The sequence below is a fragment of the Desulfoluna spongiiphila genome (assembly GCF_900101345.1).
In the GTDB taxonomy this organism is placed as follows: domain Bacteria; phylum Desulfobacterota; class Desulfobacteria; order Desulfobacterales; family Desulfolunaceae; genus Desulfoluna; species Desulfoluna spongiiphila.
The window spans coordinates 103,404-123,376 of record NZ_FMUX01000009.1 but is presented as its reverse complement, the minus strand read 5'-3'; the positions used below and the strand labels follow the sequence as shown (position 1 = coordinate 123,376).

General features: G+C 55.0%; 15 protein-coding genes. 7 read left to right on the top strand and 8 right to left on the bottom strand.

Translation table 11 applies throughout. From position 1 onward, the window contains the following. Positions 1-32: 32 nt before the first annotated feature. The 4 genes from BLQ12_RS13360 to BLQ12_RS13345 form a co-directional block, all read right to left on the bottom strand. Entirely contained in the window at positions 33-1,571 is a 1,539-nt protein-coding gene (locus BLQ12_RS13360) for an IS1182 family transposase (protein WP_092211162.1), read from the bottom strand. 175 nt (positions 1,572-1,746) lie between these two features. Further along, complete coding sequence (locus BLQ12_RS13355) at positions 1,747-2,712, bottom strand: hypothetical protein (RefSeq protein ID WP_092211161.1); 966 nt, start codon at positions 2,710-2,712, stop codon at positions 1,747-1,749. Positions 2,713-2,853: 141 nt separating this feature from the next. Beyond that, the gene (locus tag BLQ12_RS27015; RefSeq protein WP_139163971.1) at positions 2,854-3,186 is read right to left on the bottom strand and encodes a hypothetical protein; all 333 of its coding nucleotides are present in this window, start codon (positions 3,184-3,186) and stop codon (positions 2,854-2,856) included. Positions 3,187-3,336: 150 nt separating this feature from the next. Continuing rightward, a complete protein-coding gene (locus BLQ12_RS13345) occupies positions 3,337-3,906 on the bottom strand; it encodes a hypothetical protein (RefSeq protein ID WP_092211159.1) in 570 nt (189 codons plus the stop codon). Between the two features lie 278 nt (positions 3,907-4,184). Between BLQ12_RS13345 and BLQ12_RS13340 the strand changes: the two genes are divergently transcribed. After that, positions 4,185-5,336: an integron integrase gene (locus BLQ12_RS13340; RefSeq protein WP_092211158.1), complete on the top strand. Its 1,152-nt coding sequence runs from the start codon at positions 4,185-4,187 to the stop codon at positions 5,334-5,336. A 533-nt stretch (positions 5,337-5,869) separates the two neighbouring features. On the opposite strand, the gene BLQ12_RS13335 is transcribed toward BLQ12_RS13340, so the two are convergent. The 4 genes from BLQ12_RS13335 to BLQ12_RS13320 all read right to left on the bottom strand — a co-directional run bounded on the left by BLQ12_RS13335 (position 5,870) and on the right by BLQ12_RS13320 (position 12,912). After that, a complete protein-coding gene (locus BLQ12_RS13335) occupies positions 5,870-7,276 on the bottom strand; it encodes a hypothetical protein (protein WP_092211157.1) in 1,407 nt (468 codons plus the stop codon). Between the two features lie 340 nt (positions 7,277-7,616). Next, a complete protein-coding gene (locus tag BLQ12_RS13330; protein ID WP_092211156.1) occupies positions 7,617-9,032 on the bottom strand; it encodes a DEAD/DEAH box helicase in 1,416 nt (471 codons plus the stop codon). A 287-nt stretch (positions 9,033-9,319) separates the two neighbouring features. Continuing rightward, the gene (ptsP, locus tag BLQ12_RS13325; RefSeq protein WP_092211155.1) at positions 9,320-11,599 is read right to left on the bottom strand and encodes a phosphoenolpyruvate--protein phosphotransferase; all 2,280 of its coding nucleotides are present in this window, start codon (positions 11,597-11,599) and stop codon (positions 9,320-9,322) included. Positions 11,600-11,817: 218 nt separating this feature from the next. Then, on the bottom strand, positions 11,818-12,912 hold the full coding sequence (locus BLQ12_RS13320; RefSeq protein WP_254782053.1) for a KamA family radical SAM protein: 1,095 nt from the start codon (positions 12,910-12,912) through the stop codon (positions 11,818-11,820). Positions 12,913-13,588: 676 nt separating this feature from the next. Here BLQ12_RS13320 and BLQ12_RS13315 point away from each other — a divergent pair. The 6 genes from BLQ12_RS13315 to BLQ12_RS13290 all read left to right on the top strand — a co-directional run bounded on the left by BLQ12_RS13315 (position 13,589) and on the right by BLQ12_RS13290 (position 19,619). Beyond that, complete coding sequence (locus BLQ12_RS13315) at positions 13,589-14,560, top strand: AAA family ATPase (protein ID WP_092211154.1); 972 nt, start codon at positions 13,589-13,591, stop codon at positions 14,558-14,560. Positions 14,561-14,573: 13 nt separating this feature from the next. Next, a complete protein-coding gene (locus tag BLQ12_RS13310) occupies positions 14,574-15,503 on the top strand; it encodes a DUF58 domain-containing protein (RefSeq protein WP_092211153.1) in 930 nt (309 codons plus the stop codon). A 298-nt stretch (positions 15,504-15,801) separates the two neighbouring features. After that, positions 15,802-16,311: a DUF4381 domain-containing protein gene (locus BLQ12_RS13305; protein ID WP_092211152.1), complete on the top strand. Its 510-nt coding sequence runs from the start codon at positions 15,802-15,804 to the stop codon at positions 16,309-16,311. 458 nt (positions 16,312-16,769) lie between these two features. Continuing rightward, on the top strand, positions 16,770-17,789 hold the full coding sequence (locus BLQ12_RS13300) for a VWA domain-containing protein (RefSeq protein WP_092211151.1): 1,020 nt from the start codon (positions 16,770-16,772) through the stop codon (positions 17,787-17,789). Beyond that, complete coding sequence (locus tag BLQ12_RS13295; RefSeq protein ID WP_175469758.1) at positions 17,786-18,757, top strand: VWA domain-containing protein; 972 nt, start codon at positions 17,786-17,788, stop codon at positions 18,755-18,757. Before BLQ12_RS13300 ends, BLQ12_RS13295 begins: the two co-directional genes overlap by 4 nt. A gap of 220 nt (positions 18,758-18,977) precedes the next feature. Next, a complete protein-coding gene (locus tag BLQ12_RS13290) occupies positions 18,978-19,619 on the top strand; it encodes a tetratricopeptide repeat protein (protein ID WP_092211149.1) in 642 nt (213 codons plus the stop codon). Positions 19,620-19,973: the final 354 nt, after the last annotated feature.

Sequence of the window (19,973 nt, the reverse complement as noted above, 5' to 3'; positions counted from 1 at the left end):
CACTGAGAGCTTCTCAGCCAGCATCCTCTTGCTCAGCACCAAGCATATCGAGCCAGCTTCCCTATGTTGTGAACCATGGCAAAGAGTTTCCATTGCGTATCGACCTTGCCCCGTCCTCTCAGGGTAAACCGATTCAGCCCGAGGGTGCCTCTGATGTTACCGAAGACCGGTTCAATGGTGCCCATACGTCTGCTGTACCAGAATCTGCCTTTGGGTGTGTCAAAACGCTTAATCATACGACTTATAGGCGTATCCATCTGACGCATGGTGTTGGTGAAGACGGTTACATGCCTGTGTTCGACTTTTTTCCCGCGAATGCACTTGGCTCGAAGCTCACAGACCCTGCAATCCGTTTTCTTTGCCGCGTATGTGATTCCTTTAAGACCTTTCTGGTCTTTAAAGTTGCTGTTTTCGACATAGAGTTCATTTCCGGCCGGGCAGATTAGCTTTTTCTTTTCAGGGTCGTATACAAACTCACTGGCCTTGAAATACTTTGCCTTTTTGACGGTTTTCCGCTTATCAATCGGCCTTTTGTGTCTGTCTGCTGTGGCAAAATTGGGATCTCGTTTTCGGAACTGGTTGTCCGGGATGTATGCTTTAATTTTTTCTTCTTCGATCCATTCGAGCCCATCGGATGAATGAAAGCCGGTATCTGCCGTGATGATTGTATCCTCGAGGGCATCGGCATCTCCCTCAGCCAGGTTCATCGTGTCTCGTGCACCATCAATCATATCCTTTAAAAACAAGTGCTCTGTTGATGAGCCATAGGCCTCAGCATGGATAATGACCTGTTTTTTTTCATCTGCGACAGCAATGCCGGTATAGCCCTGAATTACACCATGTGACGTGGCCATCTTAGCGCTTTCATTATCCGTTAGGTTACTTTGGATAGGCTTGCCACGAACTCCGATTTTTTCTTCTCCCTCGTCCAGCCAAGCCTGAATCTTTTTCGCTTTCTTCTTCAGGTTTTTGACGGCTTTTTTCTCTTTTGACGTCATATCAGACCCTTCGTCACCACCTTTGTCCTGGGCCTGGTGCTTTTTAAGGATCAACTGAATAGATTTTTCGATCTTTGCCTTTTTACGGATGAAATCCTTACGGGTTCCGCTCCACTCTTTAGAGGCGTTTGAGCTGATCTTACAGCCGTCAATGGCAAACATCTTTTTGCCGATCAAACTTTCCATGGAACAGATTGCAACCACTCGGGTCAAAAGCACAGAAATCTCATCCCCATAAGAAGAAACGAACTTGGCAATGGTTGTAAAATGGGGCCGGGTATCACCGGCCAAGGCAATAAACGTCACATGACACTCGCAACAAGATGCAATCCTGCGGCTGGATATAATCCCCAGAGAATAAGCATACAAAATGACTTTTAAAAGAACGGCAGGATTGTAGGCCGGAGCCCCCGTCTTGTCGTTGCTGAAATGCTTGTCAAAGATCGAAAGGTCAAGTTCGTTATCCACCAAATGATCAATGGCATGAACGAACGTGCCGGGAATGATTTGCTCGTCGAACCGGACTGGAATAAACATCGACTGGGCTTGAGAATAACTTTTGTATCGAGCCATACTCACCTCGCTGTTTTATTTGAAGAGAGCATAGCAAACATTAAGCTGTAAATACAGCTTGATATCTTGAAATTTTACTTATTCTACAGGCTCAACGTTACGCTCAGGGGCGTCAAAAAGTGAAGCGAGGAACGAGCGTAGCTTTTTGGCGTCCCTTGCAGCGTGTAGTTACACTTTACCAGTTTACTTTATCCCATTCTTTAAATGTATCGTCATACTGCTTGATAAAAATATCTTCATCTTCAGTAAGTGGTAAATTTGAAGAAAAACAAATTTGAAAAACTTGAAAAGAAGACCAAATACTCGAACGGAAAAAGTGTGTGAGCTCATACAATTTTGTTTCAAAAGTTATGCTACCATATTCAACTTTTGAGATATTAATACCTGAATCGGTATTGAACTGTGTGACTTCACGTATTGATGAATAAGTCGGGTGAGTCCATTTTGACTTCGATTGATAAAGTTCATTCATTAAATCTTGATGATCCTGCATGTCGATTTCACTCAGAAGGTTAGACATGTACCGAGAAATAGCCTTTCGGCATACCAAATGTTGTGGAGCTCGGTTATGACGGAACCATTTGTGAAGATGAGTTTTCCCTTCTTCTGAATTATACGAAATCATGAAGTAAGTAGCCAAATCAAGAGATTCATCAATCTCTCTTATAACGGAACCTCCATACCAATACCCATGCTCTATGTTTAAGCACCCCATTTTTAGGCAAGATATAACCTTTGAAAATAACAAATAGGCGGCTATTATGCATGATTCGTGGTGGTGGTTATTGGCTCTTTCGAGACAGTTTTTATGCAAAGTCTCGAGATCAGAAATATAACCTTCATATATTTTTAATAGTCGTATACGCTCAGCTTTTAAATATTCTTTCCGCTTACCAACTTCTTTTTTCCGTAAGATATTTTCACTTTCTAATGATTTGCGCTTTGCATATTCGTATTCAGTTTTTCTGCTTAGCAATTCCAGATAACGTGAAGATACCTTTTGTCTTTGTCTGTGATCAATCTTTATTTCCGGCTGTTCCATCGACAGCCATTCTTCCACATCTGAGTCTATCAATCCCAAATTAAATGCGATTTCTTTAATGGCTATATATGATTCTTTAGGTTTCTTTCTTTGTTTCATGGATAGTAGTTCCAAAAGGAGTGTAACGCATGCTTCACCCGACGGGTGCCGAAGCACGACAGAGTTTGATATTTGACGACCATCGGGCGACGAAGTCGACCGAAAAAACCGCACTTGCACCCGATCGGGTGCAAGCAATTGTTATTTTGTTGCCACTTCAACAATGCCGTGGCGTATTTCAGGAGGAACACCTTTACTGCCGTAATTGTAACACTCAAGACATAGGGTTCCCTTCTCTATGAATATTATAAACCCAACTTCAATACCTTGATACTTGCCAGTTACAATCGGTTTATCACAAACTATTCGATCTAAAGGCAGGTCTTTGTGATATATATCAAGATAGTAACCAGCCCCAGTGAATTTGCACTCTATTCTTTTGGGATGGTTGAGCGCATTATACAAAATGGAGTTTGGCAATGCTTCATTGCATAGCAAACCGATTACATTCCTTTCATAATCAGCAATTTTCAATCTATCACCTATACAAAATAACGCATGCTTCACCCGACGGGTGCCGAAGCACGACAGTGTTTGATATTTGAAAACCTACGCTCAATGAAGACGACCGAAAAAACCGCACTTGCACCCGGTCGGCGTGCAAGCAATTGTTGGGCGCAGAACCTATTGAATTATATCAATAATTCGACCCGACACAGTCCTTAGTGGGCCTTGAGCTTTGGGATTATCTTTTTTTATGCCTTCAATCATAGAGTTAATTTTTGAGATATGCCCTTCAAGTATTGCTGTGTCACGTGTTTCCCAATATTCGCCTTCATCAAAAATAACCAATTCTTGAAAGTGAGGACGAATAGACTCAAAAAGTTTGATGATCTGTATATGAACACCTGCACCAGCAAATTGTGTTTTAACGTAGTCCTGCATGAATAAATCTTCACCAAACTGAATATAGATAGGTTCACAGTTTTCAGAAATATCTATAACAACGCCTGTGACTTTGCCCTTATAATCTACATTTTGTTCATTGATGACACGTTCAAGAATAGTTTCTGTTGCAGAAGCATCCCTTATAACCCAATTGTTCTTTTGGGAAAATTTTGAAGCTTCAGTAAGTATCTGAGTTACAGAGTTTTGAGACTTAGCAGTGCCTTCAAAGTGAATTGTAACGCCAGCCAAAACAGTGCTGGGTACAGCAAAAGCTAATAAAATAATGATTGAAAAGAGTTTCAACATGATGAATTCCTATCGCCCAACAATTATTAGTGGACATTTTTGTCCCATAACACCCTCTCAGGGGGAAATATGGACATTATTGTCTAATATTCTATCATTCTCTGGGAATATGGGACCATCCTGTCCCGTATTCCATTTATTGGGAACCGATCTGTCCCATAATACCTTCTCACAGGGATAAACCGACAGCCTTGTCCCATAATCCACCCCATGTCGGAATACAGGACGAATCTGTCGCATATTCTTATATTTCTTGCATTTTTAGACAGCCTTGCATAATGTCGTTGGTGTTTGATTTCATTAACATTGTTACCCTTGGGTTCACACATCATTCTCTCGGGCATTCAGCTGTATGCTCAACCCAAAGGCGACTGTCCGTTTATCGCCATACTGACAAATTCTTACTCTTTGAATTGAACAATTGCAAGGAGGTATTTGTGAGCCCTGCTCCCCAGACCAGGCTGCTTGACAAAGTGCGTGACAAAATTCGTCTGAAGCACTACTCCATTCGGACAGAAGAGGCCTATACAAGCTGGATTAAACGGTACATTCTCTTCCACGGCAAGAGGCACCCGAAGGACATGGGCAAAAACGAGATCGAGGCATACCTGACCCATCTCGCAACAAGACGGAACGTTGCTGCCTCGACGCAGAACCAGGCATTCAGCGCCTTACTTTTTCTCTACAATGAGGTGCTTGAAATCGATATTGATGGTGAGATCAAGGCTTTTCGGGCCAAAAAACCGGTGCGCCTGCCCACCGTGATGACTGTGGATGAAACCCAAAGGGTACTGGCTGCCATGACCGGCCAATACCTGATCATGGCGCAACTGCTGTACGGTGGCGGATTGAGGGCCATTGAGTGCCTGAGGCTTCGGGTTAAAGATGTTGATTCCGGTCTCAACCAGATTGTCGTTCGCGATGGCAAAGGGCAGAAAGACCGCATCACCATTTTCCCGGACGTCGCAAAGGAAAAACTCAGAGAGCATCTGGCTCAGAGAAAAGCGCTTCATGAATCAGACCTCGCCGATGATGTCGGCAGTGTCTACCTGCCCAACGCCCTGGCCATAAAGTACAAAAACGCAGACAAAGAATGGGGCTGGCAATACGTCTTTCCATCGTCGGGTCTATCTGTTGATCCGCGGTCAGGGATCAGGCGCCGCCACCATCTCCATGAAAAGACGTTGAACCGGGCCGTTTATAAAGCCCGAAAACTCGCCGGGATCATCAAGCCGGTGACTTGTCATACCTTCCGCCACTCCTTTGCCACGCATCTCCTTGAGGCAGGCTACGACATCCGAACCATTCAGGACCTCCTGGGCCACAAGGACGTCAGCACCACCATGATCTACACCCACGTCCTCAACAAAGGAGGATTGGCCGTCCGAAGCCCGCTGGATATCCATGCACAAAACCCAAAAAGCCAATGAGTGGTTAATCGTGATTGGTGAATAGCGGAAAGCACCTCCACTACGGGCAATGATATCCGCCTATGTCGAAAACAGGATATCGGGCTGCCTGTATTTCGGGGGTTATGACCGGCGGCGGTTGATCAATGATGGGCACGCTTCGCGCTTTGCCCATCCCACCAGACAAAAAACTCGCTTTCGAGATGGCTCACCTCGCCACCGGAGGCATCCCTATTACCAGCTATTTCCTATCCTCTATCCCCTCCATGCCATGGACAAGGGGATCCACAGCATTGCCTCTCCGTTGGATATTGTGATGGAAAAAATTGAGGGAGAACGACCTGACATGGCAATTGGTGGACGAGGAAATAAAGTGATTCCCTTAACCCGGATATTTCACGAGTTGAATGCACCCATATTCGCGGAAATACATAGTCTTACAGTGATTCGCCTGAATACCGCTGGGCTTTGACCCGGGGAACGAGGGGCAAAATCCCAGCGGTAACCTGCTTTCAAGGTGGCACACCTTGCCGCCGGAGGCATTTCTTTTTAGCCTACTTTCGCTCCACCGCCGTCATGTCCACGGTTTTCGGGTAGGTTTCGGCGCCGAGGATTTCCAGGGCGTCCAGGTCCACGGGGGTGGACGAGGGGGTGAGCCAGGAACCACTCTTTTTAAGGATGTCGATGGCTTTGTCCCAGGGGTAGGTGATGACAAGGGTGTCGCCTGCGCCGTTGACGCTCAGGCGTGAGGGGTAGCGGGTCAGCACTTTGCCGCCGAGCCACACCTGACCGCCCAGGGGCATGGTTTCAAAGGCGGAGAGGATGTACTTGCCGTCGGTGATGTCGGCCATGTCCGTGCCGAGCCCTGCCACGGAGGCGATGACCATGTAGCAGGTGTTGCCCACCATGCAGGCGTCGGCGATGCCGTAGAGCTGGAGGGGGTCCAGGAGGTCGCCCACGGTGCTGCTGAGGTTACCGGCTACCCAGGTAATGAAGTCATCGTAGATAAAATCCACGGTGCTGTGGATAAAGGGGTCGGGATCACCGGCCAGGATCTTTCTGACGTTCAGCACGGAGCAGACTCCGCCGAGGTTGGTGGTTCCGGGAAGGTACACCCCGGAAGAGGTGATGTAGACCACGCTGAAATCCTCTGCAAAGAGGACCTTGACCTTGCCGTGGTAGGCGAACTCCTCGTCGTCGTCTCCTGCGATGGGCGGCAGGGGAACGAGGCCCTCGTCGGTTGCCTCAAAGGGGTAGATCTTGTCGGAGACCCCGATAAGAAGCTTGCCGTTTGACGAGACGCCGAAGCCGTAGTTGTAATCCCAGTGGTCGGCGTTCATGGTCAGGTCTTCCCCGAGGAAGGTGCCGTCAAAGCTCACGGCCCGGATGCGGACATCCTGGATCTCGTCTCCTTTGACCATGGCATAGAGTTCGTCTTTTACGGGGTTGACCGCCAGTTTCTGGCCGATGCGGTAATAATCGGCCCAGAAACGCTTCAGGGAGAGGCTTGCGAGGCGATTCAGGGATGCCGTGTCGTAAATCTCCACCTCGCAGCTGGTGAAGGCAGAGTTGCGCGTGCCCACCACAAGCTTTGAGCCGTCCCCGGAAAGGACCATGTCCCAGATATGACGAACCTGGAGGGTGTGGGATTCAATGGCCAGCTCCGATACGGTTTTGGAGTCTGCGTCCACCACGCTGATGACGTCGTTTCCCGTGCGGCGCTGGGCGATAAAGACCTTCTTTTCATCTGCAGAGCGCACCGAGACCACGGCACAGCCCGGTGTGTCGATGACCACAGGGGCCACCTCGTCGGGATCGTTGGTATTAAGGAGAAGGGTTTGCCCTTCGGTGCCCCCGAGGGGCAGGTTGGTGGTGGAGATGACGGCGGTGTCTTCGCGACATCCTGCAAGAACTGCCGTGGTACAAAGCAATAAGGCCAAGAACCATGAATGTTTTTTCATCATACCTCCTGATATGGATAAACAATCTGCTCGTGGCCACCCGATGCAAGCGTGGCATCTTCGATACCATAACGACGATACATTTAATTAACGATGTTTACCACAAAACTGACTCACGGGTCAATTTCTTTCGCACCCAAAACAACTGGTAAACCACTTAATTTACAGGGAGTTTGATCGCGTCAGGGTTGTCGAGGGAAGGGATTGCAGGAGGGGCATCTGTCTGGCGGCTCGCACATGCTGGGGACAGGATTGTTCTGCCCATGGACGGGCCACGGGCGAAACAATGCCTGAAAACAAAAAGGAAAAAACGCATCAGGGGCGTCTTGGGGCCTGAGCCCTACCGCCTCCTTTTAGGCTTTCCGGCCTTGGAGCCCTGGGGTGGCCGCGACCCGGACCGGGGATTCTTTTTCCCCTGGGAGTCGTTTCCTTTGCCGGAGCCTGCTCGGGCTTTCGCCTTGGTTTTCGCTGCCGCCTTTTTACCGGAACCGCCGGACTTTGCTTTGCGGGTTCGGGACTCCAGCTTTGCAGTTTTTCGCTTTTCCACGATCTCTTTTAAGTCTTTGTCCACTTTATTGCCGCCGCCGGTGCTGCCCGGACGGAAGAGAACGAAATCCGGCACTTCATGGCCCTGGGTGTAGCCGTCCACGTGCGCCACGGGGAGTTTGCTCTTTAACAGCTTTTCGATGGCGTCAAGATGGGGCATCTCCTCTGCCCCCACCAGGGAGATGGCCATGCCTTTCTCTCCGGCGCGACCCGTTCGACCGATGCGGTGGACGTAATCCTCGGGAACCTTGGGCATGTCGTAGTTGACCACATAGGGCAACCCGCTGATATCAAGGCCCCTGGCCGCCACGTCCGTTGCCACGAGGACCTGGATGCCCCCCTCCTTGAACTCGCCCAGGGTCCGGTTTCGAACGGACTGGCTCATGTTGCCGTGGAGAGCGGCCGACGGGATCCCGCGCTCGTTGAGTTTTTCCCTGAGCTTGTTGGCCCCGTGTTTGGTTCGGCAGAAGACCAGCCCCCGGGACCAGCGCCCCCGGGTAATGAGATGGACCAGAAGGGCCCTTTTGTTGGACTTGTCCACCATGTGAACCTGCTGGTCCACGGCCTCTGCCGCCGCCTTTTCCGGCGAGACCTCGATCTGCGCAGGCGCCTCAAGCATCCGGGCGGCAAGGTCCCGGATCTCCGGCGTGTAGGTGGCGGAGAAGAGCATGGTACGGCGCTCTTCAGGCAGCAGTTGCAGAATCTCGGAGATCTCCTGGCTGAACCCCAGGTCCAGCATGCGGTCCGCCTCGTCAAAGACGAGGAACTCAATGTCGCCGAGCTTCAGGTGGCGCTGGATGGCCAGGTCCAGCAAGCGCCCCGGCGTGGCCACCAGGATGTCCACACCGCGCTTGAGACGGGTGATCTGGGGATGGATGCCCACCCCGCCGTACACCACAGTGCACCGCAGGGAGACCCGCCTGGCATAGCCTTTGATGCACTCCCCCACCTGAAGGGCCAGCTCCCGCGTGGGGGCCAGGACCAGGGCGCGGGGATGCCTGCCGTAGCCTTTTTTCCGGCTGAGGATTTCCACCAGGGGCAGGGCAAAGGCGTCGGTCTTTCCCGTGCCTGTCTGGGCCCGGGCAAGGATATCCTGCCCCTCAAGGATCACGGGCACGGCCCGCTCCTGGATGGGGGTGGGCTCGGCATATCCTTTGTCTTTTAAAGCCTTCAAAAGTTCGGCCCGAAGGCCCAGTCGGTCAAATGACATCTATTTTAGATCCTAAATTTAAAGAGTAACCATTTCGTTTATGCCTCCGGCGGCCCTGCCGGGGGCTAAACTTTTGCCTGATTTTATAACGACAGGTTTAACAAACAGGTCTTAAGAGCATATTTTACGTTTTGCCGACACAAATACGGATGTGATTTGGCCCGAGGTACGAGGGACAAAGTGCATCCGTAACCAGCTTTCAAGGTGGCACACCTTGCCGCCGGAGGCTGTTTTTTTGAGCTGAATAGTTACCATTTGTTTTAACATTCTTCTCAAACCCGCTTTTATCACGGAAGGCACCCATCCAGATAGGCCTTTATCTCTGCGGCGTCTTCCATACCGAGACAGTCCGCCAGGGCCTTTTCCGCGTCCGCGGCCCGAACGGACCGGATGAACCGCTTGGCTTCGGGAATGGCCGAGGGCACCATGCTGATCTGCCGGGCTCCCATGCCGATAAAAAGAAAAATGCTCTCCTTCACCGCCGCGGCCTCCCCGCAGATGCAGAGATTTTTCCCGAACTGGTTGCAAACCGTGACGATGCGATCCACGGTGGCTACCACCGCCGGGTGCAGGGCGTTGAAGTGAACGGCCACCTTTTTGTTGTTCCGATCCACGGCCAGCAGGTACTGCATGAGGTCGTTGGTGCCTATGTTCACATAATCCGCATAGCGGAGCAGCCGGTCCAGGATGGGCACCGCAGCCGGAACCTCCACCATGATGCCCAGCTTGATCTCCCGGTCGTAGGCGATGCCTGCACGGTCCAGGTTCTCCTTCTCTTCGGCCACCAGGGCCGTCACCCGCCGGATCTCGTCCACGCTGGTGATCATGGGAAAAAGGATCCGGGTGTTGCCGAAGGCCGAGGCCCGCAGAATCGACCGGATCTGCACCCTGAACACATCTTCCAGATCCAGGCTGAGGCGGATGGATCGCCAGCCCAGAAAGGGATTGTCCTCCTTGGGGTAGTCCAGGTAGGAGAGAAACTTGTCCCCACCCACGTCAAAGGTGCGGATGGTGACCGAACGCCCCTCGGACTTTTCGATAACCCGCCGGTACAGGGCCACCTGCTCCTCTTCCGAGGGAAAGGAGGTGCGCAGCAGGAAAGGGAACTCCGTGCGGTACAACCCGATGAGGTCCGCGCCGTACTGCCTGGCCAGCATCATGTCCGACAGCAGGCCGATGTTGGCCCCCAGGTCCACGGTAACGCCGTCGGCAGTTTCGGCCGGAAGCCCGCGCAGGCCTTCGAGTTTTTTGCGGGCCAGCCTCCCCTGCTCCTGCCGTCGGGTGTATTCGTCCCGGATCTCAGGAGAAGGATTGGCATACACAAAACCGGAGACCCCGTCAACAATGAGGTAATCCCCTGCCCTCACATGGTCGAGGAGCCCCTCCACCCCGATGACGATGGGAATCTCCAGGGACCGCGCCATGATCACCGTGTGGGAGGTACGTCCCCCCTTGGCAAGGACAATGCCTTTTAGATGGGGCTGACGAATGGCCAGCAGGTCCACCGGTGAGATGTCCGAGGCAACGATGATGGTGTCCCTGGCAAAGGCCTGGCCCCCATCCCCGCCCATGCCCACGAGGTTTGCCAGCACCCGCCGCCCGATATCCAGGATATCTGCGGACCGCTCGCTCAAATACGGGTCGTCCATGGACTTGAACATCTTCGCGTAGGCAGTGATCACCTGCTTCAGGGCATATTCCGCGCTGACCTTGCCGCCAATTTTCTCCACGATCTTTTTTTTCAGGGAGGGGTCCGCCAGGAACATGAGGTGGGCATCGATGATGGCCTTGTCCTGATCGGAGAGCCCCCGGGCGTGGCCGGCCACGTCACGGATCTGGACTTCGGCCGCCTCAAAGGCCTGGTTCAGGCGGTTGACCTCAGCCGATGCATCGGCCACCTTCATCCGATGGACCTGATTGAAATCCATGGTCTCAAAGGTGAAGTGGGCATGGCCTGACCCCACACGATCCGACACCGGCTCCCCCCTAAGGTGAGAAAGGGCGACGTCCTCTTCGGGCTCATCGGCCTCACCGGGATGCGAAGGCCTGGTGGCCTCCCCCCTCTTCCGCTCTTCGGACAAGATGGTATAGGCCACGGTGGCGGCGAGCTGACCTGCGATGTTCTGGAACACCGGGATGTCGTCCCTTTGGATCCCCTCTTCGGCCAGGGTCTGCACCACAAGGGCTCCGAGAACCTTCCGGTGGTAGATCAGGGGCACACCGAGGTACGTCTTGTACACCTCCTCGCCGCTTCCCTCGTAGTACTTGTACCGGGGATGGGCCGAGGGGTTCACGATGAAGACCGGGGCCATGGTCTCGATGACCATGCCGGTGAGCCCTTCGTTGACATCCATCTCGATCATCCCCACGGACTCACTGCTCAGCCCCACCGTGGCCTTCAGGTGCAGGCTGTTGCCGTAAGGGTTGTAGGCATACACCGAGCAGACCTCCGTGGCAAAGCGCCCGGCAATCATCCCCACGATGCGGTCCAGGGACTGCTCGGGGTTCTCGGAGTCGGTCATGGTCTCAAGTATCTCTTCTAGAATATCTCGTTGCTCGTCCTTCATTAAAAGCGCCTCCGGCGGGTCGTTTTTTGAAAAAAGCTCCGCAAAAACGTTCCTGTTGCATCCCCTTGGGCCAAATCATAGCCGCCTTTAAAACAAAATTCATGCATGGTGTTTTTATTCAGACCTGTTTGCTAAACCTGTTTTTATAAAATCAGGCAAAAGTTTAGCCCCCGGCAGGACCGCCGGAGGCTATTTTGAGCTGAATAGGAATGTACGACCTACCCGTCAATATTGGGAAGCGTCGTGAACTCCCCTTTGTAGTTACGGAGCGTGTACTCCCTGTCATTTTTCTCAACATAGCTGTAATCGGGCATCAGCATGATCTTTCCGATGCGCGTGGCCACGACATACATGGGCTGGGCCAGACCCGAGGTATGGCCCCGAATCGCGTCGCGAATCAGTTCGGCACCTTTTTCCACCGGTGTGCGGAAATGATCGTTCCCCGGTGCCGGTTCGCAGTAGAACAGGTAATACGGCCTGATGCGAACGGATATAAGCCTCTGGTGAAGCGCCTGAAAGGTGTCCGTGTCATCGTTTATGCCCTTCAGCAACACAGCCTGGTTGCCGACGTTGACCCCGCAACTGATAAGATCATAGACCGCCCTTGCGGTTTCTTCGGTGATCTCCTTGGGGTGGTTGCACTGGGTGTTGATCCAGATGGGGAGCCGGTGGTACCCGGAGAGCACCCTCTTCAACCCCGGCGTGATGCGTTGCGGAAGCACGATGGGGGTGCGCGTGCCGAACCGGATCATCTCCACATGGGGAATCTCACGCAAGCTGGCGATGAGGTATGCGATCTTGTCGTCGGAGAGCACAAAGGGATCGCCCCCGGTCACCAGAACGTCCCGGATTTCCGGATGTTCACGGATCCACCGCAACCCTTCCTCGACATCAAAGCGCAGCTGCAGGTCCCGCACCACCACAACCTCTTTACGAAAGCAATGGCGGCAATACATCGCGCAGACATCCGTGACCAGAAAGGCAATGCGATCATGGTACTGGCGGGCGATGCAGTCGGGACGGACGTCATCGGTCAGACGGTTTTCTTTCCACTCCAGGTAGTTGTCCACCCCGTATCGATTCACCTTTTCCTGCACGGAAGGGATCACCTGGCGGCGAATGGGGCAGTTCGGATCTTCAGGGTCCATGAGGGACGCAAAATAGGGCGTCGTGCCCCATCGCATGTTCCTCTTGACGGCCTCTTCAATCCCTTTTCTCTCCCCGGAAGAGACTCGCACAAATGTCTCAAGGGCTTCCACGGTGTTGACATGGGTCGCCAGTTGCCTCACCCACTCTTCCATTGTGTCGTTCATGCCGCCTCCCTTCCGTTTGGGGTATCCATAAAGACTCAGCAAAATGAGCCACCTTGAAAGGCTTGACCATGTTCGATAATCAGGAAAAAGTTCGTGTACGTTTATAGCACTGGGAGTCTCCGTCCCGTCTGCTCCGCATCAAAAACAGTAAGAAAAAATCCCGCAGCAATCGGGGGAAGGATTATGGGTGCACTCGACTCGTGAAATATCCGGGTTCGGCAGGGCCGTGTTTTGAGTATACCAAAAATCGCAGACAATAACAGATTCACGATCCAGTTGGCACAACGCCTTGCGACCCTGCAGGATGCCAACCTTTTGAAACGTTTGATAAACAAAGCCTGAAAAAACAGGGTGGCGGCCCAACGCTGTCGGTATATGTTAAAGGAGAGACAAACAAGCCTCAGCCCCATCCATTTAATCTATCAAGACGAGTACTTACCCACCACAAGGCATTCAAATCGCATTGAACACCCGGTATATCTATGATATAAAAAGAGCCGTACTTGCTTTAATCTATACCCAGATAGTCATCACAGAATCCCCGTTCAAAACAAGATCAGCGCATCCATTGCGCCTGACCGACAATGCCTCAGGAAGCGGTGGCCTCTCCATCGCCCACAGTTTTTCTCATACAGATACGGAACATTACCACCCACAGCCATGGAAGGATCACGTCATGAGCGTCCGAGCCTCCATCCTTGAGTTGAAATCCCTGATGTCACAGGCCATTATAGGCCAGGAGACCATCGTAGAGCGCCTTATATTAGGGCTCCTGGCAAACGGCAATCTCCTCGTGGAGGGTTTGCCGGGCCTTGCCAAAACCCGGGCCGTCAAAGCCCTGGCCGCCAATCTGGAGGCGGGCATGAACCGCATCCAGTTCGTGCCGGACCTGTTGCCCTCGGATGTTACGGGGACCGAGGTCTACCACACCGCGGAGGGCCGTGGAGAGTTCCAGTTCCAGGCTGGCCCCATCTTCAACAACATCATCCTGGCCGATGAAATCAACCGGGCCCCGGCCAAGGTCCAGGCAGCACTCCTGGAAGCCATGGAAGAGCGCCAGGTCACGGTGGCCGGAACCACCCACAAGCTTCCCGACCTCTTCATGGTCATGGCCACCCAGAACCCCATCGAACAGGAAGGGACCTACCCCCTTCCCGAAGCCCAGATGGACCGGTTCCTGATGCATGTGATGATCAGCTACCCTGATAAAACCTCGGAAACGGAGATTATCCGGCTGGTGAGGGATGAGGCCGCCTCTTCCAACGGGAATAAGGCCGAGACAAAGACCATCCCCCAGGAGGTGATCTTCGACGCCCGAAAGGAGATCGACGCCCTCCACACCGCAGAGGCCGTGGAAGCCTACATCGTGGACCTCATCTCCGCCACCCGCCAGCCGGAACGGTACGAGGGTGAGCTGAAAAAATGGATCCAGGTCGGCGCCAGCCCCAGGGGTTCCATCGGCCTGGACAAGTGCTCCCGCGCCCACGCCTGGCTCGCGGGCAACGACCACGTCACCCCCGATGATGTCCGCGCCGTGGTCCACGATGTCCTTCGCCACCGCATCATGCTCAGCTATGAAGCCAACGCCGACGGGATCAGCGCCGATGAGGTGATCTCCGAGATCGTAAAAACCGTGGCGGTGGCGTGAAAAGGGGAACCCCATGAGCCGACCCGACGAACACCCCGGCGTCTATGTGCGCATGAGCGACCTGATCCGCTTGAAGCACAAAGCGCGGGGGTTCAGCTTTTTACCGAAGCAGCCGGTACACAGCCTGCTCACGGGCAGGCATGCCTCGCGCCTCAGGGGACGCGGCCTCGATTTTGAAGAGATCCGGGGCTATCTCCCCGGAGACGACATCCGCAGCATCGACTGGAAGGTCACGGCCCGCACCCGAAAGCCCCACACCCGTGTCTATTCCGAGGAACGGGAACGCCCGGTGCTGATTGTGGTGGACCAGCGACTCAGCATGTTCTTCGGCACACAGCTCAACATGAAATCGGTCACCGCCGCCGAAACAGCGGCCCTTGCCGCCTGGCGGGTCCTGAGCTCCGGGGACAGGGTGGGGGCGGTGGTCTTCAACGATGAAACCACCTGGAACATCCGGCCCCACCGAAGCGCCAAAACCGTCATGGAGATCCTCAACCGCATCGTCGAACAAAACCACGCCCTGAGGGTGGACGGCCGCATCGTCCCGAACCCCGGCGCACTGGACCGGGCCCTCCGGAAAACGGCCCACCTCGCCCGGAACAACACCCTCATCTGCATCATCAGCGATTTTTCAGGGTATACCGACGACACCTGCCGATACATCAAGCTCATGGGCCGCCACAACGATATAATCCTCGGCCTGATCCATGACCCGACGGCAAAGGAAGCGGTAAACGCCGGTACCCTGGTGATCAGCGACGGCGTGCGCCAGGCATCCCTGGACAGCAGCGATGAGGCCAAACGGAACCGCGTACGCGAGGTGTTCAATGAGCGGTTGCACCTCCTCTCGGATGAATTGACCCGATACGGGGTCCCGGTGCTGCCCATCCACACCGCAAGGGGGGCGGCCGAACAGATCCGCGAAGCCCTGGGGGACCGTTGACCGCCACACGAAAAAAGCCGCACTGGAGTGCGGCGCTCCATAAAAGAAGCCTCCGGCGGCAAGGTGTGCCACCTTGAAAGCAGATTGCGAATGCGTTTTGCCCCTCGTTCCTCGGGTCAAATCACATCCGCCGGTGTGAAAATATCGAAATTGTTACGGCGAAACCTGGAAAGGCTGACCAAAGACCTGTTTGTCAAACGTTTTAAAAATTTGGCCGCCGGAGGCTTTTTTAAGCTGTTATACCAAGCCCGACGGCATCGGCCCACGAGCCCCCCACACCCAACATGGACACTGACTCATGACAGACCCCACCAGCCTGGAGAACCTCCACGACATCATCCCCATGGCGCCCCAGCCCCTCTGGCCTCCGGCCCCGGGGTGGTATGTGGTTGCCTGGGTCACTGCCGCAGCCGCGGTCTGGCTCTGCGTCACCGCCACCCTCCGGTGGAGAAAAAACAGGTACCGGCGGGAGGCCCTGGCCGAGTTGGACCTGATAACGCGGGGCGACAACACGGCCTGGGAGAACCTTACGCTCCTTCCGGCCCTGGTAAAACGAACCGCCCTGGCGGCCTACGGCAGAAAGGCCGTGGCCTCCCTTACCAGCGACAACTGGCTGGCCTTTCTGGACCGAAGCCTCCCCACGTCGGACTTTACCGAGGGTGCCGGACGCCTTCTGGTTGATATCCCGTACCAGCCAAACGAATCCCTGGCCTCACGTGACCCGGCCGAGGCAAAAGCCCTGGTTCGCCTGGTCGAAACCTGGATAAAAAAGCACAATGCGGAAGCGATGCCTCCAGCGGCAAGGTGAGCCACCTTGAAAGCTGGTTGCCGCCGCGCTTTAACCCTCGCTCCTCGGGTTAAATCACAGCGGCATTTATGCGTGCCGTCTATATTTATTTTTTGCACGAGCCCTACCCGGCACGACGGCTATGGCTGGATGCACTCTGTGCACCGGCACCATAAACGGATAATCGAAGTCCTCGTGTCCATGAAGGCATCCGGTCATCACACGGCGTCGTTCTGGTGCACGGAGTGCACCCTACATGCCCTATGTTGCTCCGACATCATTCTGGCTGAGCTGCCGGGGCTGAAGGGAATGTACCCGGAGAGTTTTTGATCCAGCTTTTTTCAAAAAGCTGGCCGCCGGAGGCATCTTTGCTCAGCCCAAACCATGGACGACACGCTTTTCGTTTTTTCTCTGGGCCTCTGTGGTTCACCCAAGGTTAGCCGGAGAAGGCAACAAACCACCCAAGGACAGGAAACCCCATGCTCCAATTCCACTACCCCATCGTCTTTGCCCTGCTCCCCCTGCCCTTTCTCCTGAAACGCTTTTTGCCCGCGTACAGCCAGCGGGAGCGGGGAATCAGGATCCCGTTTTTTGATGAACTGGTGAAAAAAACCGGGCTCACGCCCTCGTCCGGGGCTGTGGTCCATGGGCAGTCCCTGCTGCACAAGTCCCTGGTCTTCTGTGCGTGGGCTTTCCTGGTTGCTGCCCTGGCGCGGCCCCAGTGGGTGGAAGAGGCCGTCACCAAAACCGTTCCCTCAAGGGACCTGCTCCTTGCCGTGGATCTTTCGGGATCCATGGAGACCACCGACTTCAAAAACAGGGAGGGAAACGTGGTGGACCGCCTCACCGCAGTGAAGGAGGTGCTCCACGAGTTCCTTGAAAAGCGCGAAGGGGACCGGGTGGGACTGATCTTCTTCGGATCCGCGGCCTTTATCCAGGCCCCGTTCACCGAAGACCTGGAAACCTGCCGGGTCCTTCTCGACGAAGCCCAGGTCCGCATGGCAGGGCCCCAAACCATGCTGGGCGACGCCATCGGCCTTGCCATCACCCAGTTTGAGCGCAGCGACATGAAAGAGCGGGTGCTCATCATCTTAACCGACGGCAACGACACGGGCAGCCTGGTTCCCCCGGACAAAGCCGCAGGCATCGCCAAAGACAACGGGGTAACCATCCACACCGTCGCCGTGGGCGATCCCCGGGCGGCGGGGGAAGAAAAACTCGACGAGGCCACCCTCAAGGCCGTGGCCGCAACCACCGGGGGCACGTTTTTCCATGCCGATGACCGGGACGGGCTCTCTGCCGTATACAAGCGCCTGGATGAGATGAGCACCCGCGATCTGGAGACCATCAGCCACCGCCCCCGGCTGGACCTCTTCCAATGGCCCCTGGGAGTAGTGCTCATCGTGAGCTTTCTCTACCACGCAGCTTCGGCACTGGCATCCCGTGCCGCCCGATCCCGGCGCCCGCAGCCCCACCCCCAACATACGGTACGGACATGACACACATCCTGAACACCTTCCATTTCCTCAGGCCCTTCTGGCTCCTGGCCCTTTTCCCGGCGCTGGGCCTTGCACTCCTGATCCTCAGGCGGCAGGATGCCAGATCCCCCTATGAAGGCGTCATCGCCGCGCATCTCCTCACCCACCTGATGACCGGCGAGGACGCGAAAAACCGAGTACGCCCCGCCGGGCTGCTCATTGCCTTCTGGTTCCTTGCCACCTTTGCCATGGCCGGACCGTCATGGAAAAAAGCACCCTCCCCCTTCACCGAAGACACCTCGGCCCTGGTCATCGCCGTCAAGGTCACCCCCTCCATGACCGCCGAGGACATCCAGCCCTCAAGGCTTGATCGGGCGTCCCACAAAATCGGGGACCTTCTGGCCCTGAGGCCCGGATCGCGGACAGCCCTGGTGGCCTACGCCGGAAGCGCCCACCTGGTCATGCCCCTGACCCGGGATGCCGCCATCATCACCACCTTTTCCGGTGAGCTCTCCCCGGAGATCATGCCCGAAGAGGGGGATCAGGCGGCCGCAGCCCTTGCCCTTGCCGCCGCGCAACTTGAAAAAAACGGACAACCCGGCTCCATCCTCCTCATTGCCGACGCCGTGAATCCGGGGCAGCTCAAGGCCTTGAAAGCCCATCGCGCCGAACACCGGTTCCCGGTGCATATCCTTGCCGTTGCCGCAGACAAAGGGGTCCCCGTTCCCCCGGACAGTCCCCCCGCCCCTCCCCTGGATTCGAAGATGATGAAACAGGCGGCAGACGCCGTGGGCGGCAGCCTCACCATCATCAGCCCGGACGACCGGGATATCAACGCGCTGAACCGACGCATCGAGAGCACCCCCGTGGACACCGGCCCTGCCGAGGAAGGCGAGTTGTGGCAGGACAGCGGCTACTGGCTGGTGCCCCTCCTTGCCCTGCTCAGCCTCATGTGGTTCAGGCCGGGTTGGCGCGTGAGGTGGAGGTAACATGGCCCAATGTGCCTCCGGCGGCCCTGCCGGGGGCCAACCTTTTAAAAAGGTTGCCAAACAGGTTTTAAAAAAAAGGCAGTCTGATCTGAATCAAGGGCGAATGTGATTTTCCCTGAGGAACGAAGGGGAAAGCGCATTCGCAACCTGCTTTCAAGGTGGCACACCTTGCCGCCGGAGGCTTTCTTCCTTACATTTTAACCATAAAAGGGCCCATGCCATGACAGCAAAAAAAACAGCCTTGCTCGTCGTCTCCTCCGTCACGGTGCTGCTGGCCCTCCTTGCCCTGCGCGGGACCGGCGGCTCCTTTATCGGGCTCTGGCTAACACTCGACCAGCAGGGCCGCCTGCTGATGTCCCGGGGAGAGTACAAACAAGCCGCCGAGCGGTTCCGCGAGCCCATGGGCCGGGGTGAGGCGTATTTCCGCGACGGCCAGTTCAAGGAAGCGGCGGCGGCCTTCGGGCAGGTTCCTTCCGAAGAAGGCCTGTTCAACCGGGGCAACGCCCTGCTGATGGCCGGGAAATATGACGCGGCCATCGCAAGTTACGACGGGGCCCTGCTCGCCCGGCCCGACTGGAAGAAGGCCAAAACCAACAAAGCCATCGCCATGGCCCGCCGGGACAGCCTCGCTCCCCCCGAAGGGGACCAGGGAGGCATCGGCGGCGACCAGCTTGGCGCCGACGACATCGTGTTCAGCGACCGTGTGGAAAAGTCCGGTGGAGGCCGGGAAGAGACAGTGGAAGGCAGCGCCCAGATGTCGGACAAAGAGCTGAGGGCCATCTGGCTCAGACGGGTTCAGACGCGGCCCGCCGACTTTTTGCGGGCCAAGTTTTCCTATCAGAACAGCGTGGAAGGATCTTAAAAATCAAAGCGTCTGGAGCGCCGCACTCCGGTGCGGCAAACGCATCGGTCCACGAAAAAAGCCGTACAGGAGTGCGGCGCTCCAAATATGATGCCACGCGAGAGAAAACAGATGAAAAGCCATGCCCGTTGTGGTCATCGCAGGCTGAGGCATAAACCTCCGACGGCAAAGGAATCCCAAAGCACTTGGAGCGCCGCACTCCGGTGCGGCAAACGCATCGGTCCACGGAAAAAGCCGCACAGGAGTGCGGCGCTCCAAATACGATGCCACGCGAGAGAAAACAAATGAAAAGTCATGCCCGTTTTGGTCAACGCAGGCTGAGGTAAAAATCTCCGACGGTAAAGGAATCCCAAA

What these genes read in the sequence shown, in the direction of transcription:
- ptsP (WP_092211155.1), bottom strand. Translation starts at nt 11,599, where the DNA reads ATGAAGGACGAGCAACGAGATATTCTAGAAGAGATACTTGAGACCATG.
- BLQ12_RS13305 (WP_092211152.1), top strand. Translation starts at nt 15,802, where the DNA reads ATGACAGACCCCACCAGCCTGGAGAACCTCCACGACATCATCCCCATG.
- BLQ12_RS13320 (WP_254782053.1), bottom strand. Translation starts at nt 12,912, where the DNA reads ATGAACGACACAATGGAAGAGTGGGTGAGGCAACTGGCGACCCATGTC.
- BLQ12_RS13300 (WP_092211151.1), top strand. Translation starts at nt 16,770, where the DNA reads ATGCTCCAATTCCACTACCCCATCGTCTTTGCCCTGCTCCCCCTGCCC.
- BLQ12_RS13330 (WP_092211156.1), bottom strand. Translation starts at nt 9,032, where the DNA reads ATGTCATTTGACCGACTGGGCCTTCGGGCCGAACTTTTGAAGGCTTTA.
- BLQ12_RS13290 (WP_092211149.1), top strand. Translation starts at nt 18,978, where the DNA reads ATGACAGCAAAAAAAACAGCCTTGCTCGTCGTCTCCTCCGTCACGGTG.
- BLQ12_RS13360 (WP_092211162.1), bottom strand. Translation starts at nt 1,571, where the DNA reads ATGGCTCGATACAAAAGTTATTCTCAAGCCCAGTCGATGTTTATTCCA.
- BLQ12_RS13335 (WP_092211157.1), bottom strand. Translation starts at nt 7,276, where the DNA reads ATGAAAAAACATTCATGGTTCTTGGCCTTATTGCTTTGTACCACGGCA.
- BLQ12_RS13315 (WP_092211154.1), top strand. Translation starts at nt 13,589, where the DNA reads ATGAGCGTCCGAGCCTCCATCCTTGAGTTGAAATCCCTGATGTCACAG.
- BLQ12_RS13355 (WP_092211161.1), bottom strand. Translation starts at nt 2,712, where the DNA reads ATGAAACAAAGAAAGAAACCTAAAGAATCATATATAGCCATTAAAGAA.
- BLQ12_RS13345 (WP_092211159.1), bottom strand. Translation starts at nt 3,906, where the DNA reads ATGTTGAAACTCTTTTCAATCATTATTTTATTAGCTTTTGCTGTACCC.
- BLQ12_RS13310 (WP_092211153.1), top strand. Translation starts at nt 14,574, where the DNA reads ATGAGCCGACCCGACGAACACCCCGGCGTCTATGTGCGCATGAGCGAC.
- BLQ12_RS13295 (WP_175469758.1), top strand. Translation starts at nt 17,786, where the DNA reads ATGACACACATCCTGAACACCTTCCATTTCCTCAGGCCCTTCTGGCTC.
- BLQ12_RS13340 (WP_092211158.1), top strand. Translation starts at nt 4,185, where the DNA reads ATGTCGTTGGTGTTTGATTTCATTAACATTGTTACCCTTGGGTTCACA.